This window comes from Nocardiopsis sp. TSRI0078 (assembly GCF_001905145.1).
In the GTDB taxonomy this organism is placed as follows: domain Bacteria; phylum Actinomycetota; class Actinomycetes; order Streptosporangiales; family Streptosporangiaceae; genus Nocardiopsis.
In genome coordinates, this window is record NZ_LWLB01000032.1 from 280,567 (window position 1) to 295,828 (window position 15,262).

A 15,262-nucleotide genomic window follows, 5' to 3' on the forward strand; every position below is an offset into this window, starting at 1 on the left:
GGCGGGCGGGGCCGGGGCCCGTCCTCCCCGGGCCCCGCCCGTGGCCGTCTCCGGCCACGGGCGGGGAGGCCGTTGGCTGACGCGGAGGGGCGCCACGGCATAGCCTGGCGGACGTGGCACAGAACCAGTCTGGCGAGACCTCCGCCGCGCCCGTGGGCGCGCCCTCTCCCAAGGTCCGGATCGACGGCATCGACGCGGCGCGCGCCCTCGCGGTCTTCGGGATGTTCGTCGTCCACCTCGGTGTGGAGTCGATGGGCCTCCTGTCACCCGAGAACCACGCCTGGGACCTGCACAGCCTCGTGCGGGGCAACTCCTCGGCGCTCTTCGCCCTCCTGGCGGGTGTCTCCCTGGCGATGATGACCGGGCGCACCGACCCGGTGGGCGGCGACCCGCTGCGCAGGGCGGCCGTGCGCATCCTCACCCGCGCGGCGCTCATCGGCGTGCTCGGCCTCATGCTGGACCTCATGGCGGTCCCGGTCGCCGTCATCCTCACCTACTACGCGGGCTTCTTCGTCCTGGCGCTGCCGCTGGCCAGACTGCGCTCCGGCATGCTGTGGACCGCGGCGGGCACCCTGGCGGTGGTCGGCCCGCCGGTCTCGTTCCTGCTGCGGGACAGCTTCTTCCCGCCCGTTCCGCGCACGGGGGCGGTCACGTCCTTCGCCGAGTTCTTCCTGACCGGCTACTACCCGGCGGTCACCTTCATGGTCTACGTCTTCGCCGGGATGGCGGTGGGCCGCACGGACCTGACCGCCCTCGCGGTGCGGCTGCGCCTGCTGGCCGCCGGCGCCGTACTGCTGGTCCTCGGCCACGCGGGCTCCTGGCTGCTGCTGTACCCCATGGGCGGCCTGGACCGGCTGGTGGAGACCAGCGGCCCCTCCCTGACCGGGCTGTCACCCGACATGGTCACCGACCCGGAGGTGGTGGAGGAGGTGCGCTACGCGGTGACCGACAAGATGGAGTCGATCTCCGGGCAGGTGCCCACGGACTCCTGGTGGTGGCTGGCGATCGGCACGCCCCACACCGGCACCACCTTCGAGATGGCCGAGGCGGTCGGCCAGGGACTCGTGGTGCTGGTGGTGTGCATGTTCCTGTGCGACCGCCTGCGCGTCCTCATGTACCCGCTGACCTCGGTCGGCCGGATGCCGCTGACCGTCTACACCGGGCACATCCTGGCCCTGGCGGTGGTCATCTCCGTCTCCGGGTTCGAGTGGCACCAGCCCTGGCTGCTGGAGCAGTTCGTCCTCGCCTCCCTGCTCTTCGCCACCCTGTGGCGACTGGTCGTGGGCAGGGGGCCGGCCGAACTCGTCCTCGGCGAGGCGGCCGCCGGCATGGTCTCCCTGGTGGAGGAGCGCAGAGCCGCCGGCGGCCCTAGCGGCGGTCGTCCCGGCGGGTGATGTGGGCCGAGGTGCGGTCGCGGTGGGCGAGGGAGTCGGTGGTGGTCCGGGAGTTCTGCCGCATGAGCCTTCGCGCGTCGTCGGCCGCGGACCGCGCCACCGACGGGCTGGCCACCGGACGCTGCGACACCTCCGCGTCCTCGGGCAGCCCGATGTCCATCGGCAGGCCCGCACGGCTGATCACACGCAGCTGGGCGGCCTCCTGCGACCTGGAGGGGCGGATGTCGCCGTTGGGGGTCCGCCACGCCTTCATCCGAGCGCGCAGCCACTCGGTGCCCTGGTAGTCCGGGCCCTTGGGCCAGGGCACACCGTCGGGGCGGTGGCCCAGGGCGTGCAGCACGTCGGCGACGGTCCACCCGGCCGAGAAGAACCGGGCGGTCTCCTCCCGCAGCACCCGAAAGTCCACGCGGCGCAGCGAGGCGTCCTCGCGGTGCAGCGTCTCGCAGGCGTTGTGCACGTCGCGCGGGGTGTGCCGGGGTCGGTGCAGCGGATCGGCCTCGGGCCTGCGCAGCAGCGAGTCGTCCACCGTCACGATCACCTCGCCCCGGCGGTTGTCCCAGATGCCGACCTCCTCGCGCGCCCAGCCCTGGGACTCGGCCAGGGCCACGGCCATCTTCCGCAGGTCGACCTGGTCGTCGTCGCTACTGATCCGAAGCTCCGCCATGGTGACCAGGTTAGGCGCTCCCGGTCCCGGTCCGGGTCCTCGTCGCGGCTCTTCGCGCGAGTCCTCCCGAGCCCCGCTCAGGCCTTCGGGACCAGGGGCCGGGCCATCACCAGCTGCGCCTTCCCCGCGGCGTCCAGGAAACGGTGGCCGGTGAAGGCGAACCCGGCGGCGCCGTAGACGCGCGCCGCCGCGTGGTTGGCCTCGTCGACGCACAGCACCAGTTCGGTGGCGTGCGGGGCCACGTCGGCGGCCAGCCGGTCCAGCAGCGGGGCGGAGCACACGGCACGCCCCACGCCCCGGCCCTGCCAGGCCGTGGTGAGGTAGAAGGCGCGCAGCAGCACGGCGTGCGCCGGGTCGGGGACCAGGTCGCGGGCGTGCACGGCCCGGTCCAGGACACCGAACCCCGCGCAGGCGGCCCGAGCCCCGGCGGCGTCGGCCACGGGGTGCCCGGCGGCGGTGACGGCGAAGGGCGTGCGCGCCGGATCGGCGTCGGCGGCGGGCAGGGTGGTCACCGGCAGCCCCACGTGCCCGCGCTGGCCGGGCGGGAGCCGGTGCCGGAGCACGGCCTCCCGCAGCAGGGCCGTCTCCGGGGTCCGCCGGTCCAACCGCACCAGGCGCACCGGTTGCGTCCCGGCGGGCGCGGGCCCGCCCGCGCCCGGGGCCGCGCCCCCGCTCACGCCCCCGCTTCCGTCGGTCCGGCGGTCGGCCCGTCCTGCCGTGTCCACTGGCGCCCTCACTCCCTTCGTTGCGCGCCAGTCTCGCATCCGGTGCGCCCCGCCCGAAGGAGTGGTCCGGTCTAGACCGCACACACTCCCGCGGAAGGGGCATAAAGGTGTCATGTGTCCGTTTTAGGGCATTTTCCTGCTCTGATTGGGTGAACCCACGAAGGACGAACCCGGGCTCACTTGGATCCTCCTCCAACCTTGGACGGCGCGGTCCGGACGGATGCTGACGCCGACTCCGCCCGGCGTTAGGGTGACTGCCTGACGGCCCGGGCCGGGGAGACCCTTCCCCCCACCGCGCCGGCCAGGAGCCGTTTCCGCTGGCCACGGCGGACGGACCGACGAGCAATCCGATCGAGCTGTAGGTGCCCGTGCCCCACACCGCATTCGCGCCCGAGGCGACGACCAACCAAGCGCTCCGGGCCTTCCTGCACGGACTCCCGGGCGTGGACGAGGTCGGCGCGCGTGCCCGCGCCCAGGACCTGTCCACCCGGTCCGTCAAGACCACCGCCAAGGCCCAGGCCATCGACCTGGCCATCAGCATGGTGGACCTGACCACCCTGGAGGGCGCCGACACCCCCGGCAAGGTCCGGGCCCTGTGCGCCAAGGCCGCCGGCCCCGACCCGACCGACCGCACCGTGCCGCGGGTCGGCGCCGTGTGCGTCTACTCCGACATGGTCGCGACCGCCGTCGACGCGCTGCGCGGCACCGGGATCGGCGTGGCCTCGGTGGCCACCGCCTTCCCCTCGGGCCGCGCGCCCATGGACGCCAAGCTCGCCGACACCCGCCGCGCGGTCGCCGACGGCGCCGGCGAGATCGACATGGTCATCGACCGCGGCGCCTTCCTGTCCGGCGACTACCTCAAGGTGTACGAGGAGATCGCCGCGGTCAAGGAGGCCTGCGGCACCGCACACCTCAAGGTCATCCTGGAGACCGGCGAACTCGTCACCTACGACAACGTGCGCCGCGCCTCCCACCTGGCCATCCGCGCCGGGGGCGACTTCGTCAAGACCTCCACCGGCAAGGTGTCCCCGGCCGCCACCCTGCCGGTCACCCTGGTCATGCTGGAGGCGGTCCGCGACCACCACGCCGCCACGGGAAGGCGCGTGGGCGTCAAGCCCGCGGGAGGCATCCGCACCACCAAGGACGCCATCCGCAACCTGGTCCTGGTCAACGAGGTCGCCGGTCCCGACTGGCTGACCCCCGACCTGTTCCGGATCGGTGCCTCCAGCCTCCTCAACGACCTGCTGATGCAGCGCACCAGGCTGACCACCGGCACCTACCCGGGCCCCGACTACTACACGCTGGACTGAGAGCCGTGATCTTCGAGTACGCGCCCGCACCGGAGTCCCGCTCCGTCGTCACCCTGCGCGAGACCTACGAACTGTTCGTCGACGGCGCCTTCACCCCGGCCGAGGGCGGCGAGTACCTCACCACGCTCAACCCGGCCGACGAGACCAAGCTCGCCCAGGTCGCCGTCGCCGGGGCCGCCGACGTGGACCGGGCCGTGGCCGCCGCCCGCCGCGCATACGACACCGTGTGGAGCCGGATGCCCGCCGCCGAACGCGGCAAGTACCTGTTCCGCATCGCCCGCATCATCCAGGAGCGCTCGCGCGAACTGGCCGTGCTGGAGTCCATGGACAACGGCAAGCCCATCAAGGAGACCCGCGACGTCGACCTGCCGCTGGTCGCCGCCCACTTCTTCTACCACGCCGGATGGGCCGACAAACTCGCCCACGCCGGCCTGGGCCCCGACCCGCGGCCGCTGGGCGTGGCCGCGCAGGTCATCCCGTGGAACTTCCCGCTGCTCATGCTCGCGTGGAAGATCGCCCCGGCCCTGGCCACCGGCAACACCGTCGTGCTCAAGCCCGCCGAGACCACCCCGCTCACCGCGCTGGCCTTCGCCGAGATCTGCCAGGAGGCCGACCTGCCCCCGGGCGTGGTCAACATCCTCACCGGCGCGGGCGAGACCGGGCGCGCGCTCGTGGAGCACCCGGGCACGGACAAGGTCGCCTTCACCGGCTCCACCGAGGTCGGCCGCCAGATCGCCCGTGCGGTGGCCGGCACCGACAAGCGGCTCACCCTGGAGCTGGGCGGCAAGGGGGCCAACATCGTCTACGACGACGCCGCGATCGACCAGGCGGTCGAGGGCATCGTCTCGGGCATCTTCTTCAACCAGGGCCACGTGTGCTGCGCCGGCTCACGCCTGCTGGTCCAGGAGTCGATCGCCGAGGAGCTGCTGCCCCGGCTCAAGGCCCGCATCTCCCGCCTGCGCCTGGGCGACCCGCTGGACAAGAACACCGACATCGGCGCGATCAACTCCGCCGCCCAGCTGGAGCGCATCCGCGAACTCACCGACACGGGCGAGGCCGAGGGCGCCGAGCGCTGGTCGCCCGCGTGCGACCTGCCCCAGAGCGGCTACTGGTTCGCGCCCACCGTCCTGACCGGTGTCAGCCAGGCCCACCGGGTGGCCCGCGAGGAGATCTTCGGCCCGGTGCTCTCGGTGCTGACCTTCCGCACACCGGACGAGGCCGTGGCCAAGGCCAACAACACCCCCTACGGGCTCTCCGCGGGGGTGTGGACCGAGAAGGGTTCGCGCATGCTGTGGACCGCCGAGCGCCTGCGCGCCGGCGTGATCTGGTCCAACACGTTCAACAAGTTCGACCCGACCAGCCCCTTCGGCGGCTACAAGGAGTCGGGATACGGCCGCGAGGGCGGGCGGCACGGATTGGAGGCCTACCTTGGCTGAACGGCGCAACACCAGGAGGGCCGCCAAGGGCGCGGCCGAGGCGGGCGGGGGCACCGGCGGTCCGGCCCCGGCGCGCCTGGCGGTCCGCAAGACCTACAAGCTCTACCTGGGCGGGGCCTTCCCCCGCTCCGAATCGGGCAGGAGCTACCCCGTGACCTCCGACAGCGGCCGGCACCTGGCCAACGCCTCGCTCGCCTCACGCAAGGACGCCCGCGACGCCGTGTCCGCGGCGCGCAAGGCCTTCGGCGGCTGGTCGACGCGCACCGCCTACAACCGCGGCCAGATCCTGTACCGGGTCGCCGAGGTGCTGGAGGGCCGCCGCGACCAGTTCACCGCCCAGGCCGTGGCCGCCCAGGGCCTGTCCCGGGCCGAGGCCGACCGCGTGGTCTCGGCCGCCGTCGACCGGTGGGTGTACTACGCGGGCTGGACCGACAAGGTCGCCCAGGTGCTCGGCGGCGCCAACCCCGTCTCGGGGCCCTACTACAACCACTCGGCCCCCGAACCCACCGGCGTGGTCGCGGTCCTGGCGCCCCAGAACGCGCCCCTGCTCGGCCTGACCAGCGTGGTCGCCCCGGTGATCGCCACCGGCAACACCGCCGTCGTGGTCACCTCCGAGACCGCGCCGCTGGCCGCGATCGACCTGGCCGAGGTGCTCGCCACCTCCGACCTGCCCGGCGGTGTGGTCAACCTGCTCACCGGCCGGGTGCCGGAACTGGGTCCCCACCTGGCCGCGCACGCCGACGTCAACGCCCTGGACCTGACCGGAGCCGGGGAGCTGGCCGCCGAGTTCGAGAGGGCCGCGGCCACCACCCTCACCCGGGTGCTGCGCCCCGGTCCCGGGGCCGACGGCGGCGAGGAGGCCTGGCTCGACCCGGACCCGGGCACCGCGCGCATGACCCCCTTCCTGGAGACCAAGACGGTCTGGCACCCCGTGGGAATCTAGTGTCCCGGCCGAAACCGTCACTGGTGTGACACACGGGGTTCGACCTGCGCCGATCTCGTACCTATGGCGGGCCTCGGGCGTCGAACCCCGCCATAAGTACAAGACCACGTGTACCGCACCGGGGCTGTGGACTGCGCGGACACGAACGAACGGAAGAGAGCGCACTGTGACTCGCACACCCCAGGCCGCCGCCGAGGAGGCCGCCGCCGAACTGCGTTCGCGCACCGGAGTGGACGGCTACGACGTCGCCCTGGTCATGGGATCGGGGTGGGCGCCCGCGGCCGACCTGCTCGGCGCGTCCGGGCACGAGCTGGCCACCGCCGACCTGCCCGGCTTCGTGCCCCCGGCCGTGGAGGGCCACAGCGGCACCCTCCGCAGCATCAGCGACGGCGAGCGCGACATCCTCGCCTTCCTGGGCCGCACCCACCTGTACGAGGGCCACGGCACCGCCGCGGTCGTGCACGGCGTGCGCACCGCGGTGGCGGCCGGGGCCAGGACGATCGTGCTGACCAACGCCGCGGGCGGCATCAACCCCGCCTACCCCGTGGGGTCCCCGGTCCTGATCGCCGACCACATCAACATGACCGCGCTCTCCCCGCTGACCGGCGCGACCTTCGTCGACCTCACCGAGACCTACGACGCCGGCCTGCGCGAGCTGGCCCGCTCGGTCGATCCCGCCCTGCCCGAGGGCGTGTACGCGGCCATGCCCGGCCCGCACTTCGAGACCCCCGCCGAGATCCGCATGCTCAGCGCCATGGGCGCCGACCTGGTCGGCATGTCCACCGTCCTGGAGGCCATCGCCGCACGCGCGGCGGGCGCCCGGGTCCTGGGCCTGTCCCTGGTCACCAACATCGCGGCCGGACTCCAGGACGCCAACCTCGACCACGAGGACGTGCTGGCCACCGGCAGGGAGGCCGCGGGGACCGTCGGCCGACTGCTCGCCGACATCGTCGCCAAGCTGTGAAGGGAGCCGGTTCCCCGATGACCGCCCACATCCTCGACCAGGCGAGGCGGTGGCTCGCCCAGGACCCCGACCCCGACACCCGCGTGGAGCTGTCGGGGCTGGTGGAGCGCGCCGACCGGGGTGAGGCCGACGCCCTGGCCGACCTCGCCGGCCGCTTCGGCGCGCGCCTGGAGTTCGGCACCGCCGGTCTGCGCGGCGCGCTCGGGGCCGGACCCAACCGGATGAACCGCGTGGTGGTCATGCGGGCGGCGGCCGGGATCGCCGCCTGGCTCGGCGACGGTCCCGCGCACGTGGTGATCGGCTACGACGCGCGGCACCGCTCGGCGGACTTCGCACGCGACAGCGCCGCCGTCCTCACCGGCGCCGGGCACCGGGTGTCCCTGCTGCCCGAGCCCCTGCCCACCCCCGTCCTGGCCTTCGCCGTGCGCGACCTGGGCGCCGAAGCCGGGATCATGGTCACCGCGAGCCACAACCCGCCGCAGGACAACGGCTACAAGGTCTACGCCGGGGCCGGCAAGGCGGGCGGCGACGCCGACGCGGGCACGCAGATCGTCTCCCCGGCCGACGCCGAGATCTCCGCCCGGATCGACGCCGCGGGTCCGGTCGGCGACCTGCCCCTGGGAACGGACTGGACGGTGCTGGGGCAGGGGATCGTGGACCGCTACCTGGACGCGGTCACCGCCCTGGTCCCGCCCGGGGACCGCGACCTGGCCACCACCTACACCGCCATGCACGGTGTGGGCGGCCGCGTGCTGACGGCGGCGATGGAGCGGGCCGGGTTCCCCCGGCCGTCCGCGGTCGCCGCCCAGTTCGACCCCGACCCCGACTTCCCGACCGTGGACTTTCCCAACCCGGAGGAGCCGGGCGCCATGGACATGGCGCTGGCCGCCGGCGCCGCCGACGGCTCGGACCTGGTGATCGCCAACGACCCCGACGCCGACCGGCTCGCGCTCGCGGTCCCCGGACACGGGCTGCTCACCGGGAACGAGGTCGGCGGCCTGCTCGCCGAGTACGTGCTGGACCACACCACCGGGCCCGACCGGGTGGTGGCCACCTCGATCGTCTCCTCCAGCCTGCTCGGCAAGATCGCCCGCGACCGGGGGGTGGGATACGAGGAGACCCTCACCGGCTTCAAGTGGCTGGCGCGCGCGGGCGGTCCCGGGCGGCGGCGGGTCTTCGCGTTCGAGGAGGCGCTGGGCTACTGCGTGGGCGGTGACGACGGCCGTCCGGTCTCGGACAAGGACGGGATCAGCGCGGCCCTGGTGGCGTCGGCGCTCGCGGCCCGGGCCAGGAGTGGGGGCCGGACCCTGCTCGACCTGCTCGACGACCAGGCGCGCCGGTACGGGCTGCACCTGAGCGGCCAGCTCTCGGTACGGGTGGAGGACCTCGCGGTCATCTCCGCGGCGATGCGGCGGTTGCGCGCCGAACCGCCCGCCGCGTTCGGGCCCCTGCGTGTGGCGGGGGTCGACGACTTCGCCGCCGGACATGCGGGTCTGCCGCCGACGGACGCCCTGCGCTTCCGGTTGGAGGGCAGGGGACGGGTGACGTTGCGTCCTTCGGGGACGGAGCCCAAGCTGAAGGCCTACGTCGAGGTGGTGCTGGATGTGGACGGCGACGTCGCGGCCACCCGCGCACTGGGCTCGGACCTGCTCGCCGAGCTGATGGCCTCGGTCGCCGAGGTGGTCGGGGATTAGGGCCTTGGGGACGCGTTCCGCGGGCGGTGCCCGCCGAACGCGTCCTACTCCTCGGCGGGTTCCACGACCGGCCGGTGTACGACCTCGTCGATGACGGTGAGCGTCTGGGTGGACGTCACACCCGGAAGGGACTGCAACCGGGTCAGGATCAGGTCGCGCAGCTGGTTGGTGTTGGCGACGCGGACGAGGAGGACGATGTCCGCCGATCCCACGACGTACCAGCAGTACTCGATCTCCGGGTAGGAGGACAGGATCTCCCGGTTGGCCCGCCAGTCGGGCTGGCTGCCCGAGATGAGAACGAGCGCGGTGACGCCGAGCCCCATCTTGGAGTGGTCGGTCACCACGGAGTAGCCGCGGATGACCCCCTCGTCGGTGAGCCGCTTGATCCGGTTGTAGGCCGTCGCCCGGGACACGTTGGCCAGGGCGGCGATCTCGGTGATCCCGGTCCGCGCGTCCTTGGCGAGGGCGCTCAGGATGGTCTGGTCGGTCGTGTCCGGCCGCCGGCCGTTCCTACGTTGGTCGCCCATGGCCATGTGCGTGCTCCTCGTGTGCTCTTGTTTCAGGATGGGCCCCTTGCCGTCGTCATTGACCGGGGCTAACGAACTACCAGGTAAACGTTGTTTCCGTCCATCGGAATCTCAGCCGGCGAGACCGGGGCCGGGGGCGGGCCGACCGCCGGGGGTGGGGCGGCCGGGGACGGGGGATCGGGGCCCTCGTGCGGGGCCGACGGGCGGGGGGCGCTTCGGGGTGTCCGACTGTACCCATGGTTGACGCGGCTGGTGGATGGCTGGTTTCCCCGACTGGCGGGTAACTACACCGCGGTACTCGGAACGGGACAGAAATTCTCGTCGAGGGGCCACTTGGGGCTTCATGTGTCGTGGATTCCCGGGTTTTCGTCGACGGGATGTTCGAGTCGCCCCGGACACGTGCGCCCGGCGTCGAGTGCGCACTATCCGTTGCCCTTCGCTTCCTTTCCGTGACGGCGCGCATCGTGGCGGTGGGCGGGTATGTACCCCCGGTGGTGTCCTGGGGTTCGTGAGGGTCGGGGGTGGTTCCTATGTGTATAGGCCCGTGTGTCGTTTTCGTGGTTCGCGCGAGGCAGATGCTAGACGATCAGGGACGAAACTGGCTTCCTCGTCTCCTTATGTATCAAGTATCCGCTGATATCTAGCGAGAGTGTCGAATATTCTGGAGAATCGGCGTACAGAAGATGACCATCCAGAGCCCGGCTCGCGCCACCACACGCGGCAGGGCCACGTTGGGAGCCGCTCGACATGCCAACCCACGAGTCAGCGGGCCGGGGAGCCATCACCGTGGACCACCTGCCCCCCGACCTCACCCGCGCGCTCTACCGCGACATGAGGACCGCGCGCGACCTGGACACCGAGGCCATCGCCCTGCAGCGCCAGGGCGTCTTCCCCGCCTACGTGTCCGTGCGCGGGCAGGAGGCCGCCCAGGTCGCCAGCGCATCGGCACTGGACCCCGCACGCGACTTCGTCTTCCCCACCTACCGCGAGATGGCCTCGGCCCTGGCCTACGGCGTGGAGATGGTCGGCTACATGGCCACCCACCGCGCCCTGTGGCACGGCGGCCTCTACGACGTCATGGCCTCCCGGTTCGGGGCCGTCAACGCCGTGGTCGGCGGCCCCGTCCCGCACGCGGTCGGATGGGCCGTGGGCGAGCGGCTGCGCGGGGACGACGGCGTGGCCCTGGCCTACTTCGGCGACGGCGCCAGCTCCGAGGGAGACGTCCACGAGGCGATGAACTTCGCGGGGGTCTTCGGAGCCCCCGTGGTCTTCTTCTGCCAGAACAACCAGTGGGCGCTGTCGGTGCCCAACGAGCGCCAGGTCGCGGGCGGCTCCGTCCGCGCGCGGGCCGAGGGCTACGGCATGCCCGGCGTCCTGGTGGACGGCAACGACGCGGGCGCGGTCTACGAGGCCACCGCAGAGGCCGTGGCCAGGGCCCGCCGGGGCGAGGGGCCCTCCGTCGTCGAGGCGCTCACCTACCGCGTCGAGCCCCACTCCACCTCCGACGACCCCGGCCGCTACCGCGACGACGCCGAGGCCGCGCGCTGGCGCGACCGCGACCCCGTCCGCCTGCTGCGCGAGGCCCTGCTCGCCGCCGGGCACGCCGACGAGGCCCACCTCGCCGAGGTCGACGCCCGGGCGGCGCGGGAGGCCGAGCGCGTCCGCGACGGCGTGGCCACCGCACCCGAGCCCGACGGCTCGGACCTGTTCACCCACGTCTTCCGGGAGACCACCGAGGAGCTGACCCGGCAGCGCCGCACCTGGCAGGAAGAGGTCGAGCTGTGACCGAGCTGATCGAACGCGCCGACACCGCCGCCGACACCCCCGTGGTCGAGCTGTCCATGCAGCAGGCCATCAACCGCGCCCTGCGCGACCTGCTCACCGAGGACTCCGACGTGCTGGTCTTCGGCGAGGACGTCGGCACCCTGGGCGGGGTCTTCCGCGTCACCGACGGACTCCAGAAGGAGTTCGGCGACAAGCGCGTCTTCGACACCCCCCTCGCCGAGTCCGCCATCATGGGCATGGCGGTCGGCCTGGCCATGAACGGCTGGAGGCCCGTCCCCGAGCTGCAGTTCGACGGTTTCGCCTATCCCGCGATCGACCAGATCGTCAACCAGGTGGCGCGCATGAACTACCGCACCCGCGGCGCGGCCCCCATGCCGATCACCCTGCGGCTGCCCTCCTTCGGCGGCATCCAGGCGCCCGAGCACCACGGGGAGAGCCTGGAGGCGCTCTTCGCGCACACCCCCGGCCTCAAGGTCGCCGCGCCCTCCGACCCCGCCGACGCCTACAGCCTGCTGCTGCAGTCGGTGCGCTCCGACGACCCCGTCGTCTACATGGAGCCCAAGTCCCGCTACTGGGACCGCAAGCCCGTCCAGCTGCGCGAGCCCGGCGACCCCATCGGCACGAGCCGCGTCGTGCGTTCCGGCCGCCACGCCACCCTCATCGCCTGGGGCGCCATGGTGCACCGCTGCGTGCAGGTGGCCGAACTGGCCGCCGAGGACGGCGTGGACCTGGAGGTGCTGGACCTGCGCTGGCTCAAGCCCATCGACGCCGCCGGACTGGCCGCCTCGGTCTCGCGCACCAGGCGCGCCGTGGTCGTCCACGAGGCGCCGCTGACCGCCGGGCTCGGCGCGGAGGTCGCCACCCTGGTCACGGAGAACTGCTTCCGTGACCTGGCCGCCCCCGTCCAGCGCGTCACCGGCTTCGACGTTCCCTACCCCGCGGGTCCCCTGGAGCCGCAGTACCTGCCGACCATCGACCGCGTCCTGCTCGCGGTGCAACGGACCCTGGAGTACTAGAGCGACCATGGCACAAGAGAACTTCACCTTCACGCTCCCGGACCTGGGCGAGGGCCTGGTCGAGGCGACCGTCCTGGAGTGGCAGGTCGCCGTGGGCGACACGGTCGAACGCAACGCGCCCCTGGTGGAGGTGGAGACCACCAAGTCCGCGGTGGTCATCCCCTCGCCCAAGGCGGGCAGGATCGTCGAGCTGCACGCCGAGGAGGAGCAGGTCGTGCCCGTGGGCGACCCCCTGGTGACCTTCGCGGTCGAGGCCGCGGCCGACGCGCCCCAGGCGGGCATCGTGGGCCGGGTGCCCGACGAGGAGGCCCGGCCCGCGCGCCGGGTACGGCTCAGGCCCCCGTCGGACTGACGGCCGCACCGGGCCGCCGAGGGTGTCCGTACGGAGGAAGGCACGAACGTCGGCGCCTTCTGGCGCCATTTTCGGGAGAAATCTCCGAACGGACCTTTGGCGGCCCTCTCACATTCTCCGAAGACAGGGATTGAGGGTTCCATGTCCGCGAATCTCGTCGGCGACGTGACAATACGCTATGCGGATTTGCATCCGCAGGTTCCCGGGGACGGAGTCCCCGTACTTTTGCTGCACGGTTTCGGTACCGACTTCGGTATGAATTGGCGTGCCGCCGGATGGGTCCAGGCCCTGGGAGCGGCCGGGACGCGGGTGATCGGGCCCGACCTGCGCGGCCACGGCGCCAGCGGCAAACCGACCGACAGCGCTTTCTACCTGCCCGAACACTTCGTCGCCGACCTTGTCGCCATGCTCGACGAGACGGGTGTGGACAAGGTCGACGTGGTCGGTTACTCGATGGGCTCGCGCCTGGCCTGGGAACTGGCGCTGACCGCGCCCGAACGGGTCAGACGTGTCGTTCTCGGTGGTTTCGGGGCGAAAAACGCCTTCGACGGAGCGGACCTGTCCGACCCCGGTTCCGGGGACACCCCCTTCGACCTCGTCTACCGCACGGTGGCGGCCCTGCCCGGCAACGACGCCGCCGCGCTGGCCGCCTGTGCGCGCGCTCAGGCCTCGCGCCCCTTCGACCCGGACCCGCCGCTCACCGGGATCCCCCTGCTGCTGGTCTCGGGCGCCAGGGACGCGCTCGCCGAGGGGGCGGCCGAGCTCGCCGAGCGCTGCGGCGGCACCCACGTGGAGGTCCCCGGACGCGACCACGCCAACGCCGTCTCCTCCCGGGCCTTCCGGCAGGCCGTGCTGGACTTCCTCGCGGACTGAGCCGGCCCTCCCGCCCCTCCCCGCCCGACATGGTCAGTCCGGTCTAGACCGGCCGGTTCCCACGTGCTGGTGTGACAACGCGTGAGTGGTCGTGAACCAGGCGTGGTAATGCCGTGTCGGGGCGGGGATCGGGGTGCGAAGAACGCAATGCGCAAACGTGGCCGACCGCTTCGGGTGCGTGTTTGGTGACTCCCGAGTGAGCCCCCGTGTCGCTCCGCTCTCGCCTTCATAACAACTCCGTCTGTTGGTTCGATGTACTTTCGGCCACCGGATATCGTCCGGCTGCAGAACTCAGTTCGGTCGCGCGAGAATGCTGGCCGCTGAGAGTGCGTAAGGGGAGTGAGAAGTGAAGCGCAGCAACGCAGTCAGGTTCGCCGCCGTCGCGGCGGCCGGTGTGCTCGCCCTCACCGCGTGTGACAGCGCGGCGGAGGAAGGCGGCGAAGGGGGCGGCGAGGAGTCCGCCTCCGAGCTGCAGGTCGGCCTGGCCTACGACGTCGGCGGTCGCGGCGACCGCTCCTTCAACGACTCGGCCTACCGCGGCCTGTCCCAGGCGGCCGAGGAGCTCGGTGTCGAGACCACCGACTTCGAGCCCAGCGACGGCGAGGCCGACTCCGCCAAGGAGCAGCGCCTGGCCACCATGGCCGAGGAGGGCTTCGACGTCGTCATCGCCGTCGGCTTCGCCTACGCCGAGCCGCTCGAGACGGTCGCCGCCGAGTACCCGGACGTCCACTTCGCCATCGTGGACTCCGAGATCGAGGGCCTGGACAACGTCACCAGCCTCGTCTTCGCCGAGGAGCAGGCCTCCTTCCTGGCCGGTGCCGCCGCGGCGCTGACCACCGAGGAGGACCACGTCGGCTTCGTCGGCGGCGTCGAGACCCCGCTGATCCACAAGTTCGAGGCCGGGTACGTCGCGGGAGCCAAGCACGTCACCGAGGACATCGACGTCGAGGTCGACTACCTCAGCCAGCCGCCGGACATGAGCGGCTTCAGCGACCCGGCCAAGGGCCGCGAACTCGCCCAGGCCCAGTACGACCGCGGCGCGGACGTCATCTACCACGCCGCCGGCGCCTCGGGCAACGGCGTCCTGGAGGCGGCCGTGTCCAACGACTTCACCTTCATCGGCGTCGACAGCGACCAGTACGAGAACGCCGAGGAGAACCAGAAGCCGCACGTGCTCACCTCCGCCATCAAGCAGGTGGACGTGGCCGTGTTCGAGCTGATCAAGTCCGCCACCGAGGGAGAGGTCGAGGGCGGCATCCAGCGCTTCGAGCTCGCCGACGGCGGCGTGGACTACACCCAGTCCAACGAAGAGGCGATCAGCCCGATCCAGGACCAGCTGGAAGAGATCAAGCAGCAGATCATCGACGGCGAGATCGAGGTTCCGACCGAGCCGTAGACAGTGTTTCCCCGGGCCCTCGCCTCGCTTTGGTCCGTGTTCGAGCGCCCAAGGAGCGGGAACCTCCGGGGCCTGCGGTGTGACGGCTCGTTCCTCGCGGTCGCACCTTCGGCACCTCCAGAACCCCGCGGGCGCTCGCACCGACCTCCTGGGGGCGGGTCCCAAGAAACACAGTCGCCGCGG

General features: G+C 72.3%; 14 protein-coding genes. 11 read left to right on the forward strand and 3 right to left on the reverse strand.

The features are described from left to right. Positions 1-113: 113 nt before the first annotated feature. Positions 114-1,394 (forward strand): heparan-alpha-glucosaminide N-acetyltransferase domain-containing protein, encoded by a 1,281-nt coding sequence (locus A6A08_RS18340; protein WP_073703832.1) that lies wholly within the window; start codon positions 114-116, stop codon positions 1,392-1,394. On the opposite strand, the gene A6A08_RS18345 is transcribed toward A6A08_RS18340, so the two are convergent. Further along, positions 1,369-2,058, reverse strand: coding sequence for a hypothetical protein (locus A6A08_RS18345; RefSeq protein WP_073703833.1), 690 nt, complete (start codon positions 2,056-2,058; stop codon positions 1,369-1,371). The genes A6A08_RS18340 and A6A08_RS18345 overlap by 26 nt on opposite strands. 77 nt (positions 2,059-2,135) lie before the next feature. Next, positions 2,136-2,735 (reverse strand): N-acetyltransferase, encoded by a 600-nt coding sequence (locus A6A08_RS18350; protein ID WP_073703998.1) that lies wholly within the window; start codon positions 2,733-2,735, stop codon positions 2,136-2,138. Between the two features lie 410 nt (positions 2,736-3,145). On the opposite strand from A6A08_RS18350, the gene deoC reads away from it, so the two are divergent. The 5 genes from deoC (at position 3,146) to A6A08_RS18375 (ending at position 9,130) form a co-directional block, all read left to right on the forward strand. Next, entirely contained in the window at positions 3,146-4,093 is a 948-nt protein-coding gene (gene deoC / locus A6A08_RS18355; RefSeq protein WP_073703834.1) for a deoxyribose-phosphate aldolase, read from the forward strand. Between the two features lie 5 nt (positions 4,094-4,098). Then, positions 4,099-5,529 (forward strand): aldehyde dehydrogenase family protein, encoded by a 1,431-nt coding sequence (locus tag A6A08_RS18360; protein ID WP_073703835.1) that lies wholly within the window; start codon positions 4,099-4,101, stop codon positions 5,527-5,529. Continuing rightward, the gene (locus tag A6A08_RS18365) at positions 5,522-6,472 is read left to right on the forward strand and encodes an aldehyde dehydrogenase (protein ID WP_073703836.1); all 951 of its coding nucleotides are present in this window, start codon (positions 5,522-5,524) and stop codon (positions 6,470-6,472) included. The genes A6A08_RS18360 and A6A08_RS18365 overlap by 8 nt, the downstream gene beginning before the upstream one ends. 166 nt (positions 6,473-6,638) lie before the next feature. Then, a complete protein-coding gene (locus A6A08_RS18370; RefSeq protein ID WP_073703837.1) occupies positions 6,639-7,436 on the forward strand; it encodes a purine-nucleoside phosphorylase in 798 nt (265 codons plus the stop codon). Between the two features lie 17 nt (positions 7,437-7,453). Next, entirely contained in the window at positions 7,454-9,130 is a 1,677-nt protein-coding gene (locus A6A08_RS18375; protein ID WP_073703838.1) for a phospho-sugar mutase, read from the forward strand. 44 nt (positions 9,131-9,174) lie between these two features. Here A6A08_RS18375 and A6A08_RS18380 read toward each other — a convergent pair whose 3' ends face one another. Next, complete coding sequence (locus A6A08_RS18380) at positions 9,175-9,663, reverse strand: Lrp/AsnC family transcriptional regulator (RefSeq protein ID WP_073703839.1); 489 nt, start codon at positions 9,661-9,663, stop codon at positions 9,175-9,177. A 741-nt stretch (positions 9,664-10,404) separates the two neighbouring features. Between A6A08_RS18380 and A6A08_RS18385 the strand changes: the two genes are divergently transcribed. From A6A08_RS18385 to A6A08_RS18405, 5 genes are all read left to right on the forward strand, one after another. After that, positions 10,405-11,442 carry a thiamine pyrophosphate-dependent dehydrogenase E1 component subunit alpha gene (locus A6A08_RS18385; RefSeq protein WP_073703840.1) on the forward strand — a complete coding sequence of 346 codons (1,038 nt, stop codon included), beginning with the start codon at positions 10,405-10,407 and terminating at the stop codon, positions 11,440-11,442. Next, positions 11,439-12,458: an alpha-ketoacid dehydrogenase subunit beta gene (locus tag A6A08_RS18390; protein WP_073703841.1), complete on the forward strand. Its 1,020-nt coding sequence runs from the start codon at positions 11,439-11,441 to the stop codon at positions 12,456-12,458. Before A6A08_RS18385 ends, A6A08_RS18390 begins: the two co-directional genes overlap by 4 nt. Positions 12,459-12,465: 7 nt before the next feature. Next, a complete protein-coding gene (locus tag A6A08_RS18395) occupies positions 12,466-12,810 on the forward strand; it encodes a biotin/lipoyl-containing protein (RefSeq protein ID WP_073703842.1) in 345 nt (114 codons plus the stop codon). Between the two features lie 141 nt (positions 12,811-12,951). Continuing rightward, positions 12,952-13,683 (forward strand): alpha/beta fold hydrolase, encoded by a 732-nt coding sequence (locus tag A6A08_RS18400; RefSeq protein WP_073703843.1) that lies wholly within the window; start codon positions 12,952-12,954, stop codon positions 13,681-13,683. A 346-nt stretch (positions 13,684-14,029) separates the two neighbouring features. Then, positions 14,030-15,079: a BMP family protein gene (locus A6A08_RS18405; protein WP_073703844.1), complete on the forward strand. Its 1,050-nt coding sequence runs from the start codon at positions 14,030-14,032 to the stop codon at positions 15,077-15,079. Positions 15,080-15,262 lie beyond the last annotated feature (183 nt).

Bases quoted from the DNA above. Each gene is read 5' to 3' on its own strand.
- A6A08_RS18345 (WP_073703833.1), bottom strand. From the start codon at position 2,058: ATGGCGGAGCTTCGGATCAGTAGCGACGACGACCAGGTCGACCTGCGG.
- A6A08_RS18375 (WP_073703838.1), top strand. From the start codon at position 7,454: ATGACCGCCCACATCCTCGACCAGGCGAGGCGGTGGCTCGCCCAGGAC.
- A6A08_RS18380 (WP_073703839.1), bottom strand. From the start codon at position 9,663: ATGGCCATGGGCGACCAACGTAGGAACGGCCGGCGGCCGGACACGACC.
- A6A08_RS18385 (WP_073703840.1), top strand. From the start codon at position 10,405: ATGCCAACCCACGAGTCAGCGGGCCGGGGAGCCATCACCGTGGACCAC.
- A6A08_RS18395 (WP_073703842.1), top strand. From the start codon at position 12,466: ATGGCACAAGAGAACTTCACCTTCACGCTCCCGGACCTGGGCGAGGGC.
- A6A08_RS18400 (WP_073703843.1), top strand. From the start codon at position 12,952: ATGTCCGCGAATCTCGTCGGCGACGTGACAATACGCTATGCGGATTTG.